The following is a 19479-nucleotide window of genomic DNA, read 5'->3' as shown; positions in this document are numbered from 1 at the left end:
CCTTTTCCGCTGTGCTAGTCCATTGAAACTGCGCGAATCCGGGAAGGGAGTGGCGATGCATCCGAAGATTGATCTTAAGCAATTGCCGCCGTTAAAGGCGCTTAAAGGCTTTGAAGCCGCGACGCGCCACCAAAGTATTCGCGACGCGGCTGACGAGCTGTGCCTGACACATCCTGCGGTCAGCCACCAAGTTCAACTTATCGAAGATGCGCTTGGCGTTACTTTGTTCGTCCAAGAAGGACGCCACATTGTCTCGACCGAAGAAGGCAAAGTGCTGTACCCTTATGTCCGCGCCGCATTTGAATCCTTGCTGGAGGGCGTCGAAGAAGTGCATCGTAACGCGCTTGATAAGCCGCTTCGGGTGCAAACCTATGTGACCGCGTCTATTCGATGGCTTGCACGGCGCGTACCGCAATTTCTGGCCGATCATCCCGAAATCAAACTGACGCTCAATACCTGCGCGGTTGAATGGGAATTTGACGATGTGCATGCGGATGTCGGGTTGGTCTATTGCGCTACCGAACCTGACCCTGCCAAGTTTCATTGGGTTCCGCTGTATGAATATGCATTATTCCCAGTATGTAGTCCTGAGGTGGCCGCAGCCATGGGGCAAAAGCCGACATCACAACAATTAATGACCAAACCTCTCGTCGCCATTTATACAGAAGTGCAAAATTGGGAGACTTGGTTTGCGTCCGTCGGCGCGGAATTTGAACCATCCGTGCCGTATCTGATGGTTGATACCTTGGCAGTTGCACTGGAAATGGCGCTGAATGGCGAAGGAATTGCCTTGGTTAACGGCCCGTTTGTGGATCAGGATATGGCAGCAGGACGGCTGGTGCAGCCCATCGCCCATAAGGCGGTATGTCCAGGCGCATGGGGATTAATCTGCCGCAAGGATATGCGCGAAAATCCCCGAATCCGGACGTTCATGGATTGGGTGGCCAAAAATGTCGCCGATAGCCAGTCGGCTAAGGCTGGCTAAGTTGCGCTCTTAGCGTTTGGGAACGACTTCGTACCCGCGCTCTTCGGGCTCATCATCGACCATTTGGGCAGGAAAGCCTGTGCCTAGAACTTTGAGGCCCAGCGGCTCTTCATAACGGCGGATGATATTAGGCGAAAATTCGCGTGATCCGTAATTGGCCTCTGCTTCTTTGAAGAGACGCACGATCAGCGGGGACATTTCCACCGGAACGCCCGCTTCCTGTGCAATTTTGTCAAACAGGCCAATATCCTTCGACACCAGATCCATGGTGAAATTGATATCGCGGCTGCCGTTCAGAATGACTTGGCTTTCCGTTTCATGGACAAAGCTGTTGCCCGATGAGATTTTAATCGCCTCATAGGTGGTGTTCATGTCGAGCCCAATGGCCTTGCACGTGGTCAAGGCTTCGGCGAGCGCAACCAGATGCACGGTGCACAGATAGTTGGTCATCACCTTTAACTGAGAGGCTGTGCCGAGATCGCCCGTGTGCAAGATGCGACGACCCATTGTGGTGAGAACAGGCAGAACAAATTCAAACGCCGCGCGTGGGCCGCCCGCGAAAATCGCGATATTGCCGGTATCGGCACGATGGCATCCACCTGAAACTGGGCATTCCATAAACATTGCGCCACGCGCTTCGACCAGTGCTCCCAAGCGGATGATTTCGCTATAATCTGTCGTGCTCATTTCCAGCCAGACTTGGCCGGGGCGCATGATTTGCAAAAAGCCATCTGCGCCTTCGGCCACGGCCGAACTAGCAGCGGGCGAGGGCAGGCAGGTGACGATCAGGTCAACATTCTCTCCCAATTCCTTGGGCGATGCAGCCGACTTTGCGCCGTGAGCGACATATTCGGCGACCAAATTGTCATCAAGATCACGGACAGTCACATCATGTCCGTTGCGGATCAGGCTTCCCGCCAGTTTTCCGCCGACATTGCCAAGTCCGATAAATCCGATTTTCATGATTACACCCAATATTTTTTCAAGAAGCGTTACCCGCCGATTGAAAAGTTAGAGCGCCGTCGATGCGCTGCCACAATTGAAAAATTTGGCCGATTGGGTGAATTATTTTGCTATTGGAAAGCTTATGGAAGCGCGAACGTCTGCTTTAGCGGACGTCGTAGCCAAGCTTTGCCGACAAAGCTTCTGCCAGCCGTGCCCGCGCAAGGGCGCACACAAGTTTACGGTCAGCAAGCGCGCCCGGGTCGAATGGCTCTAGGAAGTGCACTCCAACGTTATAGCTGCCAGGCCGCGTAAACGCGCGCCACGCACTTTCCCAGCCGGTCTCTTCGCCCAACCAAGCGATGTCCGGGCCGTCATCACCGAAATCAAGCAACACAGGTTGAATCATCATCGGCTTGGGTGGTGGGGCAAGTGTTGCAAACAAAGATTGTTTGAACGGCAAAAGCCCAAGCCCGTCGGACGTCGTGCCTTCTGGGAACAGGGTTACGGACCAATTTTCGGCGATGGCTTCGCGCAATTCGGCCACTTGCTGTGCAACATTTTGCTTTTCGGTGCGGCTGATGAAAATGGTGCGATTCAGTTTTGCCAGCCAGCCAATCACCGGCCAATCCCGCACGCCGTCCTGCGCTACAAACGATGAACCGGTAATTCCCGCCAAAATTGGAATATCGTGCCACGAAATATGGTTGGCTACAAAAAATACATCTCGGTGCAATGGTGTTCCGTAAACCGTCACGCGCGCGCCGAGTGCACGTGCACAAATGCGTAAAAACAGCATGGCCCATGGCGAAGGCAGTTTCAGCACATGCCAAACAATATGCAGTGGTAACAATAGCGCCAATGGAAGCCCTATCCAAAGCAGCCGGAACGCGCACAGGACATAGGCCTGTAAATCTAACTTCCGGATCGTCATAGCAATCGTCGTCATTGGACTTCACTTTGCTGTTAAGACAACATCTCAGATATCTGGACGATAGATGACAACTGTGACTATGCTATGACGGTCCAGAAAGGTTCTATCTGACACGTGCCCGCATCAAAAGCCATGCAAATTCTGTCACCGTTTTTTTAAACGAAGGGCATCCCAGCTAGCGTCGGCAACCCACCCGCCGTCCACAGGAAGGCTAACGCCGTTTATGAAGCTGTCTTCATGCGCCAAAAAGGTAATGGCGCGGGCAATATCCTCGGGTTTTGCAAAGCGGCCCATGGGCACGCGGTTGATAATGTCTGCATCGGAATAAGCGCCCGAACCTTGGTCCGCTTCGTCCATTTCGGTTTTGATCCAGCCGGGGCAGATAGCATTTACACGCACGCCGCGATTGCCCCACTCGGCGGCAAGCGTGCGTGTTAAGCCGATCAACCCATGTTTGGAGGCGTTATAGGCCGAACGATCGATAACGCCGTGCAAACCGGCAATTGAGGCGACATTGACAATATTACCCTGTCCACGCGCCAGCATTTGCTTGCCAAATTCCCGGCACAATAAAAACGGTCCGGTCAGATTGATGTTCATAACGCGCTGCCATTGGTCGAGGCTTGTATCTTCGGCGGGGCATATCATGCTGATACCGGCATTATTCACAAGGACATCAATTGCCGTGTGGTCGCGCGCCACTGTGTCGGCCAGCTCAGTCACAAAAGCCTCTGAGGAAATGTCACCGGACACAGCGGACACGCTGCCCCCAAGGGCCGATAGCGTTGCAATTTGCGTACCCAGCGGCTGCACATCGGTCAGGACGACATGACATCCCATCGCGGCAAATGTCTTCGCGGTCGTATAGCCGACCCCTTGCGCAGCACCCGTTACCAATACAACCCGCATATTCCACCTTCACATCATGTTATCGCAGTGTCTTCCTTACAGGGACTGGCGGTTGTGATTCAAAAATTTTTTTAACCGATCTCGTCATATTCCCCATTTGTGCCGGACCTTAATCCCGCCGTAAGGTTCGATGGATTTAATGCCTTAAGGAGCACGGCTTTCATGCAAACATCGGCGCGGGTTGTCATCATTGGCGGGGGCATAATGGGCGCTTCGCTGCTTTACCATCTCGCTGAACTTGGATGGACCGACTGCTTGTTGATTGAAAAGGACGAACTGACGTCCGGTTCGACTTGGCACGCCGCCGGGCAATGCCCCAATATTACCGGCAGCTATAACCTTGCCAAAATGCATGCTTATAGCAATCAACTCTATCCCAAGCTGGAGGGGCTGACGGGGCAATATGTCAGCTGGCATACATCGGGCGGAATTCGCCTTGCGACGAACGAGCGCGAGTTGGCGTGGATGCGCTATATACAAGGTTTTTCCAAAATCATTGGTTTTGATATGGAAATCATCCCGCCAGAGGAAATCCTGCGCCATAATCCGTTTATGACGCTGGACGGGGTTATTGCTGGCGCACGCACAACCCAAGACGGGCATGCTGATCCATCGGGTATCTGCAATGCGCTTGCCATTGGTGCAAAAAATATGGGGGCAAAGATTGTCCGCAAAAACCGTGTGACGGGCCTGACTCAATTGCCGTCCGGCGAATGGGATGTGGAGACCGAAAAAGGCACTGTTCGTGCCGAAATCGTCGTCAATGCGGCCGGTTGTTATGCGCGGCAAATCGCGCAAATGGCAGGCATTGATATTCCCGTGACGAATATGGAGCATCATTATGTCGTCACCGATCCTATTCCTGCGTTTAAGGATCGCGAAGAAGAAATCCCCGTTATGCGCTGTCCGCATGTGTCGGGCTATTTCCGGCAGGAACAGAAAAGCGGCCTAATCGGCGTTTACGAAAACACAGGTTTGGTCGAGGCGTGGGCTCCGCGCGGCGGACACCCGGAATGGGATTCCACCAGCGAGCTGTTCCCTGAAGATTTGGAACGCATTGCCCCATGGCTTGAACGCGCGATTGAACGGATGCCGATATTTGGTGAGGTTGGCCTGAGGCGCTTCGTCAATGGCGCTATCCCACATACGCCAGATGGCGGGCCATTATTGGGGCCAGCGGTAGGCCTCAAAAATTTCTGGCATTGCTGCGGCACCAGCTTTGGTATCGCCCAAGGCGGCGGTGCTGGTAAATATATGGCGCAATGGATGGTGTTTGGTGATGCTGACATCAACATGACCGAATTCGACCCGCGTCGTTATGGCCCCTATGCCGATGAAGATTATAGCCGTGACAAGGTGTTCTTGGATTACCGGATGACCTTCACAACTCGGTTGCCGGGCGAGGAAGAGCCCGACGGCCGTCCGCAAAAGACCAGTGCTTTGTATGAAACGCTGAAGGCGGCAGGCGCTGTCTATGGCGAAACCTATGGCTGGGAACGGCCCAAATATTTCGCGCTTGATGGCGCGGAAGAACAAGGCGGCTACCAACGCACCAATAGTTTCGACGCGGTCGCCGCCGAAGTGAAGGCTGTGGCCGAAGGCGTTGGTGTGCTCGATCTGTCTGGCTTTGCCAAATATGACGTAAGCGGCCCCGATGCGGAGGCTTTCCTCAACCGTATTTGCGCCAACCGCATGCCCAAGAAATTGGGCGGTATCGGCTTGGTGCACCCCTTGTCGATTCAAGGCCGTATTTACGGCGAAATGACGGTCACGCGCTTTGCTGATGATCATTTTTACTGTCTGTCGGCGGCGGCGGCGGAGCAGCGCGATTGGGATTTGCTGATCCAAAGCAAATTGCCGCATGAGGATGTCACCATTCGCAATTTGACGATGGACTTGGGCGTATTGGTGATGAACGGCCCGCGTTCGCGCGATGTGTTGGCAAAGCTTACCAATGCAGACTTAACCAATGACGGTTTCCGTTGGTTAAGCGGTCAGGAAATCACCATCGCAGGTATAAAAATGCGCGCATTGCGGGTGTCTTATGCCGGTGAGCTTGGATGGGAGCTGCATCCCGCGATGGACGATCTTGCGGCGCTATATGATGCCGTTTGGGACGCTGGGCAGGAATATGGAATCGTCAATTACGGCCTTTACGCTGCAAACACGATGCGGGTGGAAAAAGGCTATAAAGCTTGGGGCTCCGAACTCACTAATGAATTGACGATGATTGAGGCGGACATGCCGCGCTTCATCAATTTCAACAAGGATGACTTTGTCGGCAAGCAGGCAACGCTGGATGCGCCAGACCGCTTCCGCATTGTCTATGGTGAGGTGGATGCATCCAATGTCGACGTACGCGGTGCGGAACCATGTTTGATCGGCGACCAATGCATCGGTCTGACAACGTCAGGTGGCTATGGGCATCGTGTGGGCAAGAGCCTTTTCTTTGCGTGCGTGCCGCTTGAAAATGCCGCGCCAGGATCACGCTTTGATATCATGCTGCAGGGCGAACGGCGGGTTGGAACGGTGCTGGAGCATCCGGCATATGATGCCGATAACGCAAAAATGAAGGTGTGATATAGTGGCTGAACTTCCCAAAAAGGCGAAAGTCGTCATCGTCGGTGGCGGCGTTATTGGCTGCTCGATTGCCTATCACCTGACCAAGATTGGCTGGGACGATGTTGTTTTGCTGGAGCGCAAGCAACTGACCAGCGGTACGACTTGGCACGCGGCCGGTTTGGTGGGCCAATTGCGCCCGTCCATCAACATGACCAAGCTCGCCAAATATACAGGCGAACTCTATCGCGGGCTTGAGGCCGAAACGGGCCAAGCCACAGGCTATCGCCAGTGCGGTTCCATTTCGATGGCGACCAATGCGGAGCGGTTTGAAGAGCTGAAACGCAGCGCTTCGATGGCGAAGGTATTTGACCTGCCCGTCCATGTCGTGACGCCACAAGAGATCAAAGAACTCGCCCAAATCGTCAATGTCGATGATGTGGTCGGCGGTATTCATATCCCGAGCGATGGCTATGCCAATGCCGTGGACATTACGCAGGCGCTGGCGAAGGGCGCACGCACCGGCGGCGCCAAAATATTTGAAAATACCAAGGTCACTAAAATCCGCCATAATGGGGAGCGTGTGACGGGCGTCGATACCGAACATGGATCGATTGATGCCGATTATGTCGTGATCTGTGGCGGCATGTGGACGCGCGATCTGGCGGCGAGCATTGGCGTGGCCGCACCCTTGCACGCGTGCGAGCATTATTATGTTCTGTTTGAAGGCGTAGAGGGTATCGACAATACGCTGCCTGTCCTGCGCGACTATGATTATTGCGGCTATTATAAATATGATGCGGGCAAGCTGCTGGTTGGGGCGTTTGAACCCAATGCGCGGCCATGGGGTATGGACGGCATTTCCGAAGATTTCTGCTTTGATGAAATCGCTGGCAGCTTTGAGCATTTCGAGCCTTTATTGATGGATGCCATGCGCCGCGTGCCTGCGTTGGAAAAAGCGGGTATCCAGAAATTCTTCTGCGGGCCGGAAAGCTTCACGCCGGATGTGCGCTATCATCTGGGCGAAAGTGCTGAGTTGAAGGGCTGCTTTGTCGCCGCTGGACTCAACTCCATCGGCCTGCAATCCGCAGGCGGCGTTGGCAAGGTGATGGCCGACTGGATTCGTGACGGCATTCCGCCAGCGGACCTGTGGACGGTCGATATTCGGCGCAACATGCCGTTCCAGATTAACCGCAAATATCTGCGCGAGCGCGTAACCGAGAGCCTTGGGCTGCTCTACGCGACGCATTATCCCTTCAAGCAATATGAAACAGCGCGCGGCGTACGCCGTTCCGCCATTCATGATCGGTTGGTTGCGGCGGGCGCGTGCCATGGCGAGGCTTTTGGCTGGGAACGCCCCAATTGGTATGGGGCACCAGGCAGCACGCCCAAATATGAATATAGCTATGGCCGCCAAAACTGGTTTGAGGCCAATGCCGAAGAGTGCAAAGCCGTGCGCGAAGCCGTGGGCCTGTTCGATCAAAGCTCCTTTGCAAAATTCCGGCTGGAAGGGCGCGATGCCTGCGCTGTCCTGAACCGCGTCTGCGCCAATGATGTTGATGTGGCGCCCGGCAAGTTGATCTATACCCAATGGTTGAATGACAAGGGTGGGATTGAGGCAGATTTGACGGTTACCCGACTGTCGCAGACCGCCTATCTCATCGTCACTGGGGCAGAGACAGAAACGAAGGATTTTAACTGGCTGTCGCGGCATATTCCAGAGGGTTCCCATGCCATTTTGACCAATGTGTCCTCTGCGATGGGCGTGATCTCGATCATGGGACCAAATGCGCGTGCGCTGCTCCAATCGATTTGCCCTAATGATTTGTCGCATGAGGCCTTTCCCTTTGCGACGAGCCAGGAAATTGAGCTGGGCTATGCCATCGTGCGTGCCTCACGCATCACCTATGTCGGCGAATTGGGCTGGGAACTCTATATCCCGACCGAATTCATGACGGGTGTTTATGATGAGATTGTCGCCGCAGGCGCGGCCTTTGGTCTCAAGCATTGCGGCTATCACGCGCTCAACGCGCTGCGCATGGAAAAGGCCTATCGCCATTGGGGTCATGACATCACCGATGAAGATACGCCCTTGGAAGCTGGACTCGGCTTTGCCGTGAAGATGGACAAAACCGGCGGCTTTATCGGCCGAGAGGCATTGGTGAAGCAGAAGGAAGAGGGGCTGAAGCAAAAGCTCGTTCAATTCCTGCTGAAATCGCCCGAGCCCATGCTCTATCATAATGAGCCGATCTGGCAGGGTGACCGGATTGCGGGATATATCCGCTCTGGCATGTACGCCCATACGCTCGGCGCGTCTTGTGGCCTTGGCTATGTGACGGCGGCAGATGACGGCGTTGTCGGCCCGATTGGCGCGGATGATTATGAAATCGAAATTGCGGGTGTGCGTTACCCTGTGACCGCGTCGCTCAAGCCCCTTTATGACCCTTCAAATGCACGGATCAAAATCTAATGACCGAAACATCACATGCAACCATGCAACGGCTCGCCGCACAAACGCGGATGGGATACAGCTTTGATCAGGAATTTTACACCAGCGATGCGGTGTTCAAGGCGGATTTCGAGCAAGTCATTAGCCAGAAATGGCTCCTAGCCGGGCATGTGTCGCGGATCCCGAATAAGGGCGATTATTTCCTATTTCGTGTTGGCAATGAACAGATCATTGTCATTCGTGAAAATGCCGACAGCGTGCGTGCTTTCTTTAACGTGTGCCGCCACCGTGGATCGACGATCTGCCAGTCGGAAAGCGGCAATGCACCGCGTTTGGTGTGCCCGTATCACGCGTGGACCTTCGGCCTTGATGGACGCTTGATTTCGGCGCGGCTGATGCCCGAAGATTTCGATAAGGCAGAAAACAGCCTGTTCGCATGCCATATCCGTGTGTTCCACGGCCTGATTTTCATCAATATGAGCGAGGATGAGCCCGTCGATTTTGACGCCACCTTTGGCGACATGGGCGCCATTCTCGAGTATCACGGATTTGCGGATGCGCGGATTGCGCATGCAGGCAGTTACCCCACGACCGCCAACTGGAAACTGGTCATCGAGAATTTCTTTGAATGCTATCATTGTGTGCCATCGCATCCAGAATTCTGTTCGATGCATGCATCTGAATCTATCGTGGCCGTAGGCGCTGGTCCAAGTTCCGGTCCAGCGGACGCAATCGCTGACTTCGCGCCAAAGTTAAAGGCGTGGGAAGACAACGCTGCTGCCGCAGGCCGGCCAATTGGTACCATTGATGATGCACCCGATAGCAGCCATTTGCGCCTGCTGATGCAACGCATGAACAAAGACGGCTGGGCCTCGGAAACGCAAGATGGCACAGCGCCAGCGCCGCTAATGGGCAAGCGTACGAAAGCGGATGGCGGACGGATGCATTTAAGCTTCAGTCCGTTCAGCCAGATTGTTGCAGATGATCATTTTGCGATCCTGTTCCAATTTACCCCGCGTGGCGCATTGGCAACCGATGTTGAGATGATCTGGCTAGTAGACGGACGCGCGACTGAGGCGGACGTTGACATTGAAAAGATGATCTGGGGCTATCATGCGACAACGACGCAGGACAAAGTCATCACCGAAAACAATCAGGAAGGCATCATGTCGAGCCGTTATCGGCCCGGTCGCTATTCTGATCAGGAAGGCAGCGTGCTTAATTTCCAGAAATGGTATCTCAACCAATTCGGGCTGGAACGCGCCGAGTGACAATAGCCGCCAACATGCGCGCGGTTTTGCTGACCGGCCATGGCGGCTATGACAGGTTGGATATTCGGGACGACGTTCCGGTGCCTATACCGGGGCCGCATGATGTTTTGATCCGCGTTGCCGCTGCCGGTATTAATAATACCGATATCAACACCCGCATCGGTTGGTATTCCAAGGCGGTGGCAGAAGCCACAGACGCTAATGCGGCATCTGGCATAGACGGCGCCGGCGATGATGGTTGGTCAGGTGCGGCCTTTCAATTTCCACGTATTCAAGGTGCGGATGCCTGCGGCCGGATTGTTGCAGTGGGCGATAATGTTGACCCAGCGCGCATGGGTGAGCGCGTGTTGGTTGAACCTGTCTTTCGTGGCGCAGGCCGCTTCGACATTCTCTATTTTGGCTCTGAAGTCGATGGCGGCTTTGCGGATTATGCGTGTGTTCCGTCCATGCATGCGCATCGCGTGCGTTCTGCGTTATCTGACGTTGAACTGGCGAGTTTCCCCTGCGCGTATGGGACAGCTGAAAACATTCTAACGCGGATTGATTTGCAGGCGGGCGAGCGCGTGCTGATTACTGGAGCGTCGGGCGGTGTTGGTTCCGCCGCGGTGCAACTTGCCAAAAGGCGTGGTGCGGAAGTGATCGCCATGGCCGCCGATGCAAAGGCAGAAATGGTTCAGGCATTGGGCGCGTCTCGGGTGGTTCCGCGCGATGCGGATATTACTGCCTTATTCGGACAGGAATATTTCGACGCTGCGGTAGATATTGTTGGCGGTCCGCAGTTCGGCGCCATCCTAAACGTCCTGAAACGCGGCGGTCGCTATGGTGTTTCAGGTGCTATATCAGGGCCCATTGTCGACCTTGATCTGCGGACTTTGTATCTTAAGGATTTGCGCCTCATTGGTTGCACGGTTTTAGAAACCGAAGTGTTTCCAAACCTTGTGTCCTATATCGAACGCGGTGAAATCCAGCCAGTGGTGGCAGCGACATATGACCTATCTGACATCGTCAAAGCGCAGGAAGCATTTTTGACGAAGCAGCATGTCGGGAAAATTGTCCTGTCGCTTTAGGCGCGCACAGCCTAGTCGACCGTTTCGATCAATTCACCGATCCGTCCGACAATTTCATCGATATGGGATTTTTGCAGGATGAGCGGCGGCGACAGCGCAATAATGTCGCCGGTTGCGCGCACGAGCACGCCATTGTCGAAGCATTTGTGGAATAATTGCATCCCGCGCTTGCCAACGCCGGCGGCATGTGGCGCAAGTTCGATAGACGCAACGATGCCCATGTTGCGGATGTCGATGATATGTTTTTTGCCCTTCAGGCTGTGCACCGCATCTTGCCAATAGCCGTGGAGCGAACTTGCATGTTCGAAAATAGCTTCTGACTTGTAAAGGTCCAACGTTGCCAAAGCTGCAGCTGCGGCCAAGGGGTGACCGGAATAAGTGTAGCCGTGGAACAATTCGATGCCGTCAGGCCCGCCTTCGACAACGCCGTCGTGGATATGGCGGCTGACGGCGACAGCGCCCATCGGTACGGCTGCGTTTGTAAGGCCCTTTGCCATTGTAATGATGTCAGGGGTGACGCCCAAGGTTTCGGATGCTGTCGTGCCGCCGACACGGCCAAAAGCCGTGATAACTTCGTCAAAGATAAGCACGATGCCATGTTTGCGTGTAATCTCGCGCAATTTTTCGAGATAGCCGATGGGCGGCACCAGCACGCCAGTTGAGCCAGCCATGGGTTCAACAATAACCGCCGCAATGGTCTCCGCGCCATGCAGCGCGATTATGGCCTCCAGATTATCGGCCAAATGCGCGCCCCATTCGGGACGGCCCATCGTAAAGGCGTTATGTTCCAGATTATGGGTGTGCGGCAGATGGTCAACACCCGTCAGCAGGGTGCCAAATTGGCGCCGGTTGTTGACGATACCGCCAACGGAAATGCCGCCAAATCCGACGCCATTATAACCGCGTTCCCGTCCGATGAGGCGGGTACGCGTGCCTTGGCCTATCGCGCGTTGGTACGCGAGCGCAATTTTAAGAGCCGTATCGACCGATTCTGAACCCGAATTGGTAAAAAATATGCGGTCCAGTCCTTCGGGCATGAGGGTCGCGAGGCGCGAAGCCAGTTCAAATGCCAGAGGATGGCCCAGTTGGAAGGGCGGCGCATAATCAAGTTCTGCGGCGCATTTCTGAATCGCTTCGACAATAGTGGGGCGGCAGTGGCCTGCATTGACCGCCCAAAGCCCTGCGGTACCATCAAGAATCTGCCGTCCATCATCGCTGGTATAATGCATGTCCTTCGCAGATTTCAGCTGCCGCGGCGTCGTCTTAAACGCGCGGTTAGCCGTAAACGGCATCCAAAATGCAGCAAGGGGGTCATTTTCCAGTTTCATCACGTCACTCCACCAACAGGTCTTTAGCCCTTATGCGACCGTATTGCGGTCATTCTCGATTGAAAAGATTGTTGTGTCCGGAAAATTTTAGTTGGGTCTCACATGTCCGCCGCCTCGGGGTCATATGTGCGGCTCCAACGTGGGAACGGACGTCTTGTAAATAACAGGCCGTAGCGCGAAGCTGGTGGTCACATTGGCAACACCCTTCACGCGGGTCAGCCGATGGCGCAGAAAATCCTCAAATTGCGTCAAGGATGCGACCAATATGCGCAATTGATAATCTGCCTCACCTGTCATCAGATAACATTCCATGACCTCAGGAAAGCTGGCAACGGCCGTCTCAAAATCTTCCAAATGGCGGTCATCTTGTTGATCGAGACGCACGCGGACAAATGCTGTGACGGCGAGACCGACCTTATCCGGATCAACCAAAGCAACATAATGCGTGATAGTACCATCGGCTTCCAACTGGCGTACCCGACGCAAACAGGGGCTGGGCGATAAGCCGACCCGTTCGGACAGTTCTTGATTGGACATTCGGCCATCTGATTGAAGGCAGTCGATAATCTTGCGGTCAATGGCATCTAAGGTATTTTTTGGCATATCTTAAACCTAATTTTGATAATTTAAGCAGAATATTCCAAATAATATGACATTTACCGTTAGGATACGCAAGGACATGCTGGGATGTGCTGGCTAAAGTCTTGCTTTGATTTAAGCGGAAAACAGCCATGGCCAATATTGTCGCTGACAAGCGTGAAGAAAAAATAGCAACAATCGAAACGCTCGACGCGCGGTTGCGTTGGCTGGCCTCGTGGACCGTGCATAACGCCAATCATATCCGGCCAAAACGCGATGGGTTAAAGGTCGGGGGTCATCAAGCCAGCTGCGCGTCGATGACGGCGATTATGGCGGCACTGTATTTTCATGCGCTGCGCCCGAATGATAAGGTTTCCGTTAAACCACATGCAGGGCCAGTGCTGCAGGCCATCCATTATCTTTTAGGCAATCAATCGCTGGAGCAATTGCAGCAGTTTCGTGCCCTTGGCGGCGCGCAAAGCTACCCATCGCGGACAAAGGATAAAATCCCAGTCGATTTCTCCACCGGCTCGGTCGGTTTGGGTGTGGCGATTACCGCCTTTTCCAGTCTGGTTCAGGACTATTTGATCGCGCACGGATCGATAGACGAGGGCAAGGCAGGCCGGATGATTTCGTTGATGGGCGATGCGGAGCTGGATGAAGGCAATATCTACGAATGCCTCATTGAAGGATATAAGCATGATATCCGGAACTGCTGGTGGGTGGTCGATTATAACCGGCAATCGCTCGATAGCACTACGGCGGACCGGATGTTTCGGCGCTTTGACGATATTTTCGAGACCACGGGATGGCGGGTCATCACTCTAAAGCATGGCAAGTTGCAGCAAGCAGCTTTTGCACGACCCGGAGGGAGGTCGCTGGAGGACTGGATCGAAAATTGCCCCAATGCGGAATTTGCGGTCCTCACTTATCAGGGCGGCGCGGCTTGGCGTGCCCGTTTGATGGCAGGTATTGGTGGCAAACCGCATGTGAAGAAACTGCTCGATAGTTTCGACGACGACGGTCTGGCCGCATTGATGACTAATTTGGGTGGGCATTGCATCGAATCCTTAATGGATGCCTTTGACAGCGCTGATGATGAACGGCCCACTTTGTTCATTGCCTATACGGTCAAGGGTTATGGCCTTCCACTGGCGGGGCATAAGGACAATCATTCGGGGATGATGAACCCCGGTCAGATTGATCAGCTTCGTATGTCCATGGGTATTGAAGCGGGCGAGGAGTGGGAACCATTTGCAGGCCTCGGCGGCAATATGGCGGCTCGGCTCAAAAAGTTCATCGGGGACAGCGTTCTTGCCGCCAAACCGTTAGAACCCGTATCACCGCAGATACATGTACCCGCTAGCTTTGCAGTTCCATCGGGCGATGTACAATCAACGCAGGCAGCGTTCGGTAATGTCCTTCTTGACCTTGCAAAGTCTTCCGAAGAGCTAGCGGATCGGATTGTCACCACTGCGCCTGATGTGACGCAGACAACCAATCTCGGTGGTTTTGTGAACCAGCGTGGTTTGTTTCGCCGGTCTGACGTGGCTGATATATTTCGCGAGGCGAAGATCCCATCCGCCCAGAAATGGGCGGCACATGCGGCGGGGCAGCATATTGAACTGGGGATTGCCGAGAACAATTTCTTCTTGCTGCTGACGTCGCTTGGACTGGCTGCACCGCATTTCGGTACGCGCCTTATTCCGGTTGGAACGGTTTACGATCCGTTTATTGCCCGTGGCCTCGATGCGCTGAATTATGGTTGCTATTCAGATGCGCGTTTTCTGTTGGTCGGAACCCCGTCCGGTTTGACCTTAGGACCAGAGGGCGGCGCGCATCAGTCCATCAACACCCCGTTGATTGGTATGGGGCAACCAGGTCTTGCCTATTTTGAACCTGCTTATGCCGATGAAGTCGCCTTATTCATGCGGTGGGCGTTTGAATATCTGCAACAACCTGAGGGAAGCTCTGTCTATCTGCGGCTGAGTACGCGTCAGATTGCGCAAGTTGAGCGGGCCAATACGGATTGGGAGGCAGATGCCCTGAAGGGTGGATACTGGTTGCGGCGACCTGCAGCAGGGGCGGAGGCAGCCATTATATTTACAGGGGCCATCGCGCCTGAGGTGTTGGCAGCGTACGAACAAATGCTGGACGATATTCCCGGTTTAGGCGTTTTGAATGTCACCTCGCCCGATGTGCTGCATCGTGAATGGTCTGCAAGCAAGGCTGCGCGCTGGACAGATCGGGACGCGCAAGCAAGCCATGCAGAGGATTTGTTATCCATATTGGCGCCTAATGCAGGCATTGTGACGGTGATTGACGGTTCGCCCGGCGCTTTGTCTTGGTTGGGCGGCGTGCACGGTATGCGTGTTAGTCCGCTCGGCATGGATCGTTTCGGTCAGACAGGGGATTTGCCCGATCTCTACGGCACATATCGCCTGGATGCGGCCGCGATTATTGATGCCATGGCTGAGCTGTTTTTAAATAGGTGAGCGACCAAAGTTCGCCTAAAAATAAGACAAGCTTTATTCAGCGGATTTTGCGCCAGCGCTGATCATTTCATCTGGTAGTGCGCGGAATGTGAACTCTGCGGGCTTGCCCAAATATTGCTTGGCCAATTGCCATAGATCGTCCGCTGTGATCGATGTAAAATTGGATTCACTGTTTCGGAAGCGGTTGAGCCGATCTGGGTTTGTCTGCGACTCTGCCACGACACCTAACCAAGTGTTGTTTTGCTTTTTCCAATCGGCATAGCTTTCAAGAACGGGCTTGCGCGCACGCTCGAACACATCGGCATCAACGGGTGACTTTACCAGCGCTGATATGACCTGGTCGACCGTCGTTTCTATCACAGCAATATCTTTGGGGTCGCCAGCGGTAGATACCGAAAATGTACCCCGTTGAAGATATAGGTTGGACATATCAGAATTTGCAGAGACGCCATAAGTTGCCCCCAGTTTTTCGCGCAATTCGTCCGTCAAGCGCAGCGTTGCAACGCGTGCAAGAAGATCCATGGATTGGGTGGTTTTTTGGTCAACATCACCTGTGGTCGTCCATATGCGGCGCCACGCCAACTGGTTCGCCTCGCCATTATGGGGAATATCAAAATTTCCGCGCTTTGCGCTCCAGCCAGGTTGCAATTGCGCATCATAGTCCTGCCCATCACTTGCGCGTTTGGGGAGGGCGCCAAAACTGCGCGCAACGGCCGCGATGGCCGCATCTTCATCCAAGTCGCCGACCAACGCGATTTCCAAACGATTTTGCCGTAAAGCGTCACCCAAGCTTGCTTTCAGCATCGCAAAATCAGCACTCTGGATGGTTTCAAGGGGCGCGAGTGCAAAGCGTGGGTCGTCATCAGTCATGATTTTCGACATCGCGACTGCAAGCGCCGACGCCGGGGTCGCCTGTAACCGTGCATATAGTTCGGGTAGCGGGCGGCGAAATAGGCGAAGCGCATTTTCCGAATAGCCCGGATGGGTTGTGAAGGCTGCCATGATTTGCAACTGACGTTCCAAATCGGCGGGCGCGACGGCTCCGGCTGCGCCAAAAAATCTATCACCAACACCAAATGCGGGAGACACGGTTGTTCCGGCCAATATGGAGCGCAAATCTTCGATGTCATGCGCCTCTAATCCGCCCGAAACATAAGTTGCCGACATCAGGGAGGCCAACACCGCATTTTCCTTACCAAAATGTAGCTGGCCGCCATCAATGCGTAAGGAATAGCGGATCCGATTATCTTCAAAATCGGTTTTTTTGAGATTGAGCAACACACCATTGTCAAAGCGGATAGCGCGAATGCCAAGGTCTGGAATGGTCTTGTCAGACATGATTGAGCCAGCGGGACCAAAGTCGGTATAGGCGAAACTTGTGGCTGTACGCGCCATCGGCGCAGTGACCGGCGCATTGCGGCTGGCAACATAAGCGGCCAATATGTCATCCGCAGGTGCGCCGGCATTTTCCTTCGTTGTCAGGAAAATCTGCGGTCTGTCCATTTGACCAAACCATGACGAAAATTCGGCATGGATCGATGCCTTTGTGATAAACGGGCGTATCTGCCGCCACAACAACTGGCGATATTGGTCCGAGTTGTACACGTCTTCGTCAAGCGCGACCAACGCGTTCGCAATTGCTGCGCTTGATTCTGTACCCGCATTCTTGGCGGCATTTTCATATTGTGCGTCCAGGCGCTTTATCTGTTCGGCAATCTCAGACTCTTCAAACCCATATTGGACCGCTTGGCGAACAGTTTGCTCGGTAAATGCGAGCAATGACCGCCAACTGCCGTCCTTGCCCGCAACGCCATAACCAATGGTTGCATATTGGTCGCACAGACCGAGGTCGAAAGTCACCCCGCCACCTAAAAACGGTATGTCTTCTTCGCGGGATCGGCGCGCCATGCGGCGTGATATGATTGCGTTTGCGATGCTCATTTTGAGCTCTATCATCGCGCGTCCTAAGGTGTCAGGCCGCTTTTTATCCTGTAAGAATTGCTGAACACTAATGCTTTCGCCAATCTCTGGGTGCACGAAGCTTTGTGCCGATATACCGCGCTTGGTATCCAGGTTGCATTGGTCGATTGCACCTAATGGCGGCGCGTCCACGCGCCAGTCAGCAAATTTTGCTACCAATTCGCGTTCAATCGCAATCGGGTCTACGGGGCCGACGACAATGATTTTCATGCGGTCCGGGCGATAATATGTGCGATACAGTGCGCGCATTCGTTCGGCCGGCGCGGTTTGTATGACCTCGACTGTGCCAATGGGGTAGCGCGTTGCGTAGAAGCTATTCGGGTAAAACAGGTTGTTTGCCGCGCGCGCGCTTTGAAATCCAAAATTCTCGCGTGCGCTTTTTTCCGCTAGAATAACCCCGCGCTCGCGGTCCACTGACGCCGGGTTAAACGATATTTCCCGCGCTGTCTCGCGCATCAAAAAAAGCGCACGTTCGATCAAAAGCGGGTCAGCCTTTGGCAGGTCGAGCTTATACTGCGTTTGCGTATAGCCCGTTGATGCATTGGTATCCGCACCAAAAGACAGGCCAAGCCGTTCAAGCATTTTGACCATTTCGCCCTCAGGCACATGCGTGCTGCCGTTAAAGGCCATATGCTCAATGAAATGCGCTAGACCCTGTTCATCCTCCGCCTCGGCCGCAGAGCCGAAGTCGATGGTCATGCGGACCAGCACCTGATTTTGTGGACGTTGATTCGGGCGAATGGCGTAACGCAAACCATTGGGCAGGCGCCCGTAGATGATACTGGCATCAGCTTCGAGATCAGACGTCTCGGCATTCCAGGCTTGCGTCCGCTCTGCACCCGCAGGCGCTGCAAAAGCGTTGGCGGATCCGCCAAAGGCAATCGCGAGACCAAAAATGAAGCGAAGCGTAATTTTCATACGCTTATTTTTCTTCCGTAGAAGTTTGGAAACTGCAATATCTTCTTATGTAAATTATTGATTTACTTGCCTTTGCGTAATCTGTGGCTGACCATATCAAGAACCGCGCCTTCGCTTTCGTCGGGCATTAGGCCGAGGCGGCGGGCGACTTCTTGATAAGCTTCTGCTTCGCCACCAAGGTCACGACGGAAGCGGTCCTTGTCCAGCTTCTCGCCGGTTTCAATGTCCCACAACCGGCAACCATCGGGGCTGATTTCGTCGGCGAGTATGATCCGTGAAAAATCGCCATCGAACAAGCGCCCAAATTCAAGTTTGAAGTCCACCAGCCGGATGCCGATGGCCGCAAACATGCCGCACATGAAGTCATTGATACGGATCGCCATGGACGAAATATCCTGCATTTCTTCCTGCGTTGCCCAACCAAAGCAGGCGATATGCTCTTCTGCGACCAAGGGATCGCCAAGGCTATCGTCCTTGTAGCAATATTCCAGCAAGGTATGCGGAAGTGGTGTGCCCTCTTCGATACCGAGGCGTTTGGACAAGGTGCCCGCGGCCACGTTCCGCACGATGACTTCAATTGGAACAATCTCAACCTGACGGATCAGCTGTTCGCGCATATTGAGGCGGCGAATGAAGTGCGTTGGGATGCCAATATGGCTCAGCCGCGTAAAGACATGCTCCGACACGCGGTTGTTGATGACGCCTTTGCCAGAAATCGTGCCCTTTTTCTGGGCATTAAAGGCGGTTGCATCATCCTTAAAATATTGGATTAACGTGCCGGGTTCAGGACCTTCATAAAGAATCTTGGCCTTGCCTTCGTATATTTTGCGGCGGCGGGTCATATGCGGTCCCTGACTTTGCTTGAAATGATGCGCCCCGGTGGAGTTGGCCGTTAATGAGACTAACTCTACCGGGGCGATTTAGATGCTATAATCCATTGCATGCGTCGGCGCAATTCGAGATAGGTAGGGTCAGGACCACTTAAATGCACCTTCGCGGCGTCAAAATGGCAAAGATATCGAAGGAAAATGTCCGCCGCAGGCAGTTATTCTGCCTGCAAGGG

13 protein-coding genes are annotated in these 19479 nt (G+C 54.0%); 6 read left to right on the top strand and 7 right to left on the bottom strand.

The window, feature by feature from the left end; all coding sequences use genetic code 11:
• The first annotated feature begins 55 nt into the window (after window positions 1-55).
• Complete coding sequence (locus tag D7D48_RS08155; protein ID WP_125230792.1) at window positions 56-985, top strand: LysR substrate-binding domain-containing protein; 930 nt, start codon at window positions 56-58, stop codon at window positions 983-985.
• 9 nt (window positions 986-994) lie between these two features.
• On the opposite strand, the gene D7D48_RS08150 is transcribed toward D7D48_RS08155, so the two are convergent.
• The 3 genes from D7D48_RS08150 to D7D48_RS08140 all read right to left on the bottom strand — a co-directional run bounded on the left by D7D48_RS08150 (window position 995) and on the right by D7D48_RS08140 (window position 3770).
• Entirely contained in the window at window positions 995-1948 is a 954-nt protein-coding gene (locus D7D48_RS08150) for an NAD(P)-dependent oxidoreductase (RefSeq protein WP_125230791.1), read from the bottom strand.
• 145 nt (window positions 1949-2093) lie between these two features.
• Window positions 2094-2876, bottom strand: a complete 783-nt coding sequence (locus D7D48_RS08145) for a lysophospholipid acyltransferase family protein (protein ID WP_245964383.1) — start codon at window positions 2874-2876, stop codon at window positions 2094-2096.
• Between the two features lie 129 nt (window positions 2877-3005).
• A complete protein-coding gene (locus tag D7D48_RS08140; RefSeq protein ID WP_125230790.1) occupies window positions 3006-3770 on the bottom strand; it encodes an SDR family NAD(P)-dependent oxidoreductase in 765 nt (254 codons plus the stop codon).
• Between the two features lie 162 nt (window positions 3771-3932).
• Here D7D48_RS08140 and D7D48_RS08135 point away from each other — a divergent pair, with 162 nt between their 5' ends.
• The 4 genes from D7D48_RS08135 to D7D48_RS08120 are packed head-to-tail and all read left to right on the top strand — an operon-like array spanning window position 3933 to window position 11116.
• Complete coding sequence (locus D7D48_RS08135) at window positions 3933-6350, top strand: FAD-dependent oxidoreductase (protein WP_125230789.1); 2418 nt, start codon at window positions 3933-3935, stop codon at window positions 6348-6350.
• A gap of 4 nt (window positions 6351-6354) precedes the next feature.
• Window positions 6355-8799 carry a GcvT family protein gene (locus D7D48_RS08130; RefSeq protein ID WP_125230788.1) on the top strand — a complete coding sequence of 815 codons (2445 nt, stop codon included), beginning with the start codon at window positions 6355-6357 and terminating at the stop codon, window positions 8797-8799.
• On the top strand, window positions 8799-10049 hold the full coding sequence (locus D7D48_RS08125; RefSeq protein WP_125230787.1) for an aromatic ring-hydroxylating oxygenase subunit alpha: 1251 nt from the start codon (window positions 8799-8801) through the stop codon (window positions 10047-10049). The genes D7D48_RS08130 and D7D48_RS08125 overlap by 1 nt, the downstream gene beginning before the upstream one ends.
• Entirely contained in the window at window positions 10046-11116 is a 1071-nt protein-coding gene (locus tag D7D48_RS08120) for an alcohol dehydrogenase family protein (protein WP_221738630.1), read from the top strand. Before D7D48_RS08125 ends, D7D48_RS08120 begins: the two co-directional genes overlap by 4 nt.
• Before the next feature lie 11 nt (window positions 11117-11127).
• Here D7D48_RS08120 and aptA read toward each other — a convergent pair whose 3' ends face one another.
• Both aptA and D7D48_RS08110 read right to left on the bottom strand, forming a co-directional pair.
• Window positions 11128-12444, bottom strand: coding sequence for an omega-aminotransferase AptA (gene aptA, locus D7D48_RS08115; protein WP_125230786.1), 1317 nt, complete (start codon window positions 12442-12444; stop codon window positions 11128-11130).
• A gap of 120 nt (window positions 12445-12564) precedes the next feature.
• Window positions 12565-13047: an Lrp/AsnC family transcriptional regulator gene (locus tag D7D48_RS08110; protein ID WP_125230785.1), complete on the bottom strand. Its 483-nt coding sequence runs from the start codon at window positions 13045-13047 to the stop codon at window positions 12565-12567.
• Window positions 13048-13175: 128 nt separating this feature from the next.
• On the opposite strand from D7D48_RS08110, the gene D7D48_RS08105 reads away from it, so the two are divergent.
• Window positions 13176-15518 carry a transketolase gene (locus tag D7D48_RS08105; RefSeq protein WP_125230784.1) on the top strand — a complete coding sequence of 781 codons (2343 nt, stop codon included), beginning with the start codon at window positions 13176-13178 and terminating at the stop codon, window positions 15516-15518.
• Window positions 15519-15551: 33 nt separating this feature from the next.
• Here the strand turns inward: D7D48_RS08105 and D7D48_RS08100 are convergent, their stop codons facing one another.
• The gene (locus D7D48_RS08100; RefSeq protein ID WP_125230783.1) at window positions 15552-18416 is read right to left on the bottom strand and encodes a M16 family metallopeptidase; all 2865 of its coding nucleotides are present in this window, start codon (window positions 18414-18416) and stop codon (window positions 15552-15554) included.
• Window positions 18417-18478: 62 nt separating this feature from the next.
• Window positions 18479-19258, bottom strand: a complete 780-nt coding sequence (gene purC / locus D7D48_RS08095; RefSeq protein ID WP_125230782.1) for a phosphoribosylaminoimidazolesuccinocarboxamide synthase — start codon at window positions 19256-19258, stop codon at window positions 18479-18481.
• Between the last annotated feature and the right edge of the window lie 221 nt (window positions 19259-19479).

It is taken from the genome of Sphingorhabdus wooponensis (assembly GCF_003933235.1).
Taxonomy (GTDB): domain Bacteria; phylum Pseudomonadota; class Alphaproteobacteria; order Sphingomonadales; family Sphingomonadaceae; genus Sphingorhabdus_B; species Sphingorhabdus_B wooponensis.
Note: the sequence above shows the minus strand (reverse complement) of the source record. Positions and strands in the feature narration are given on the sequence as shown.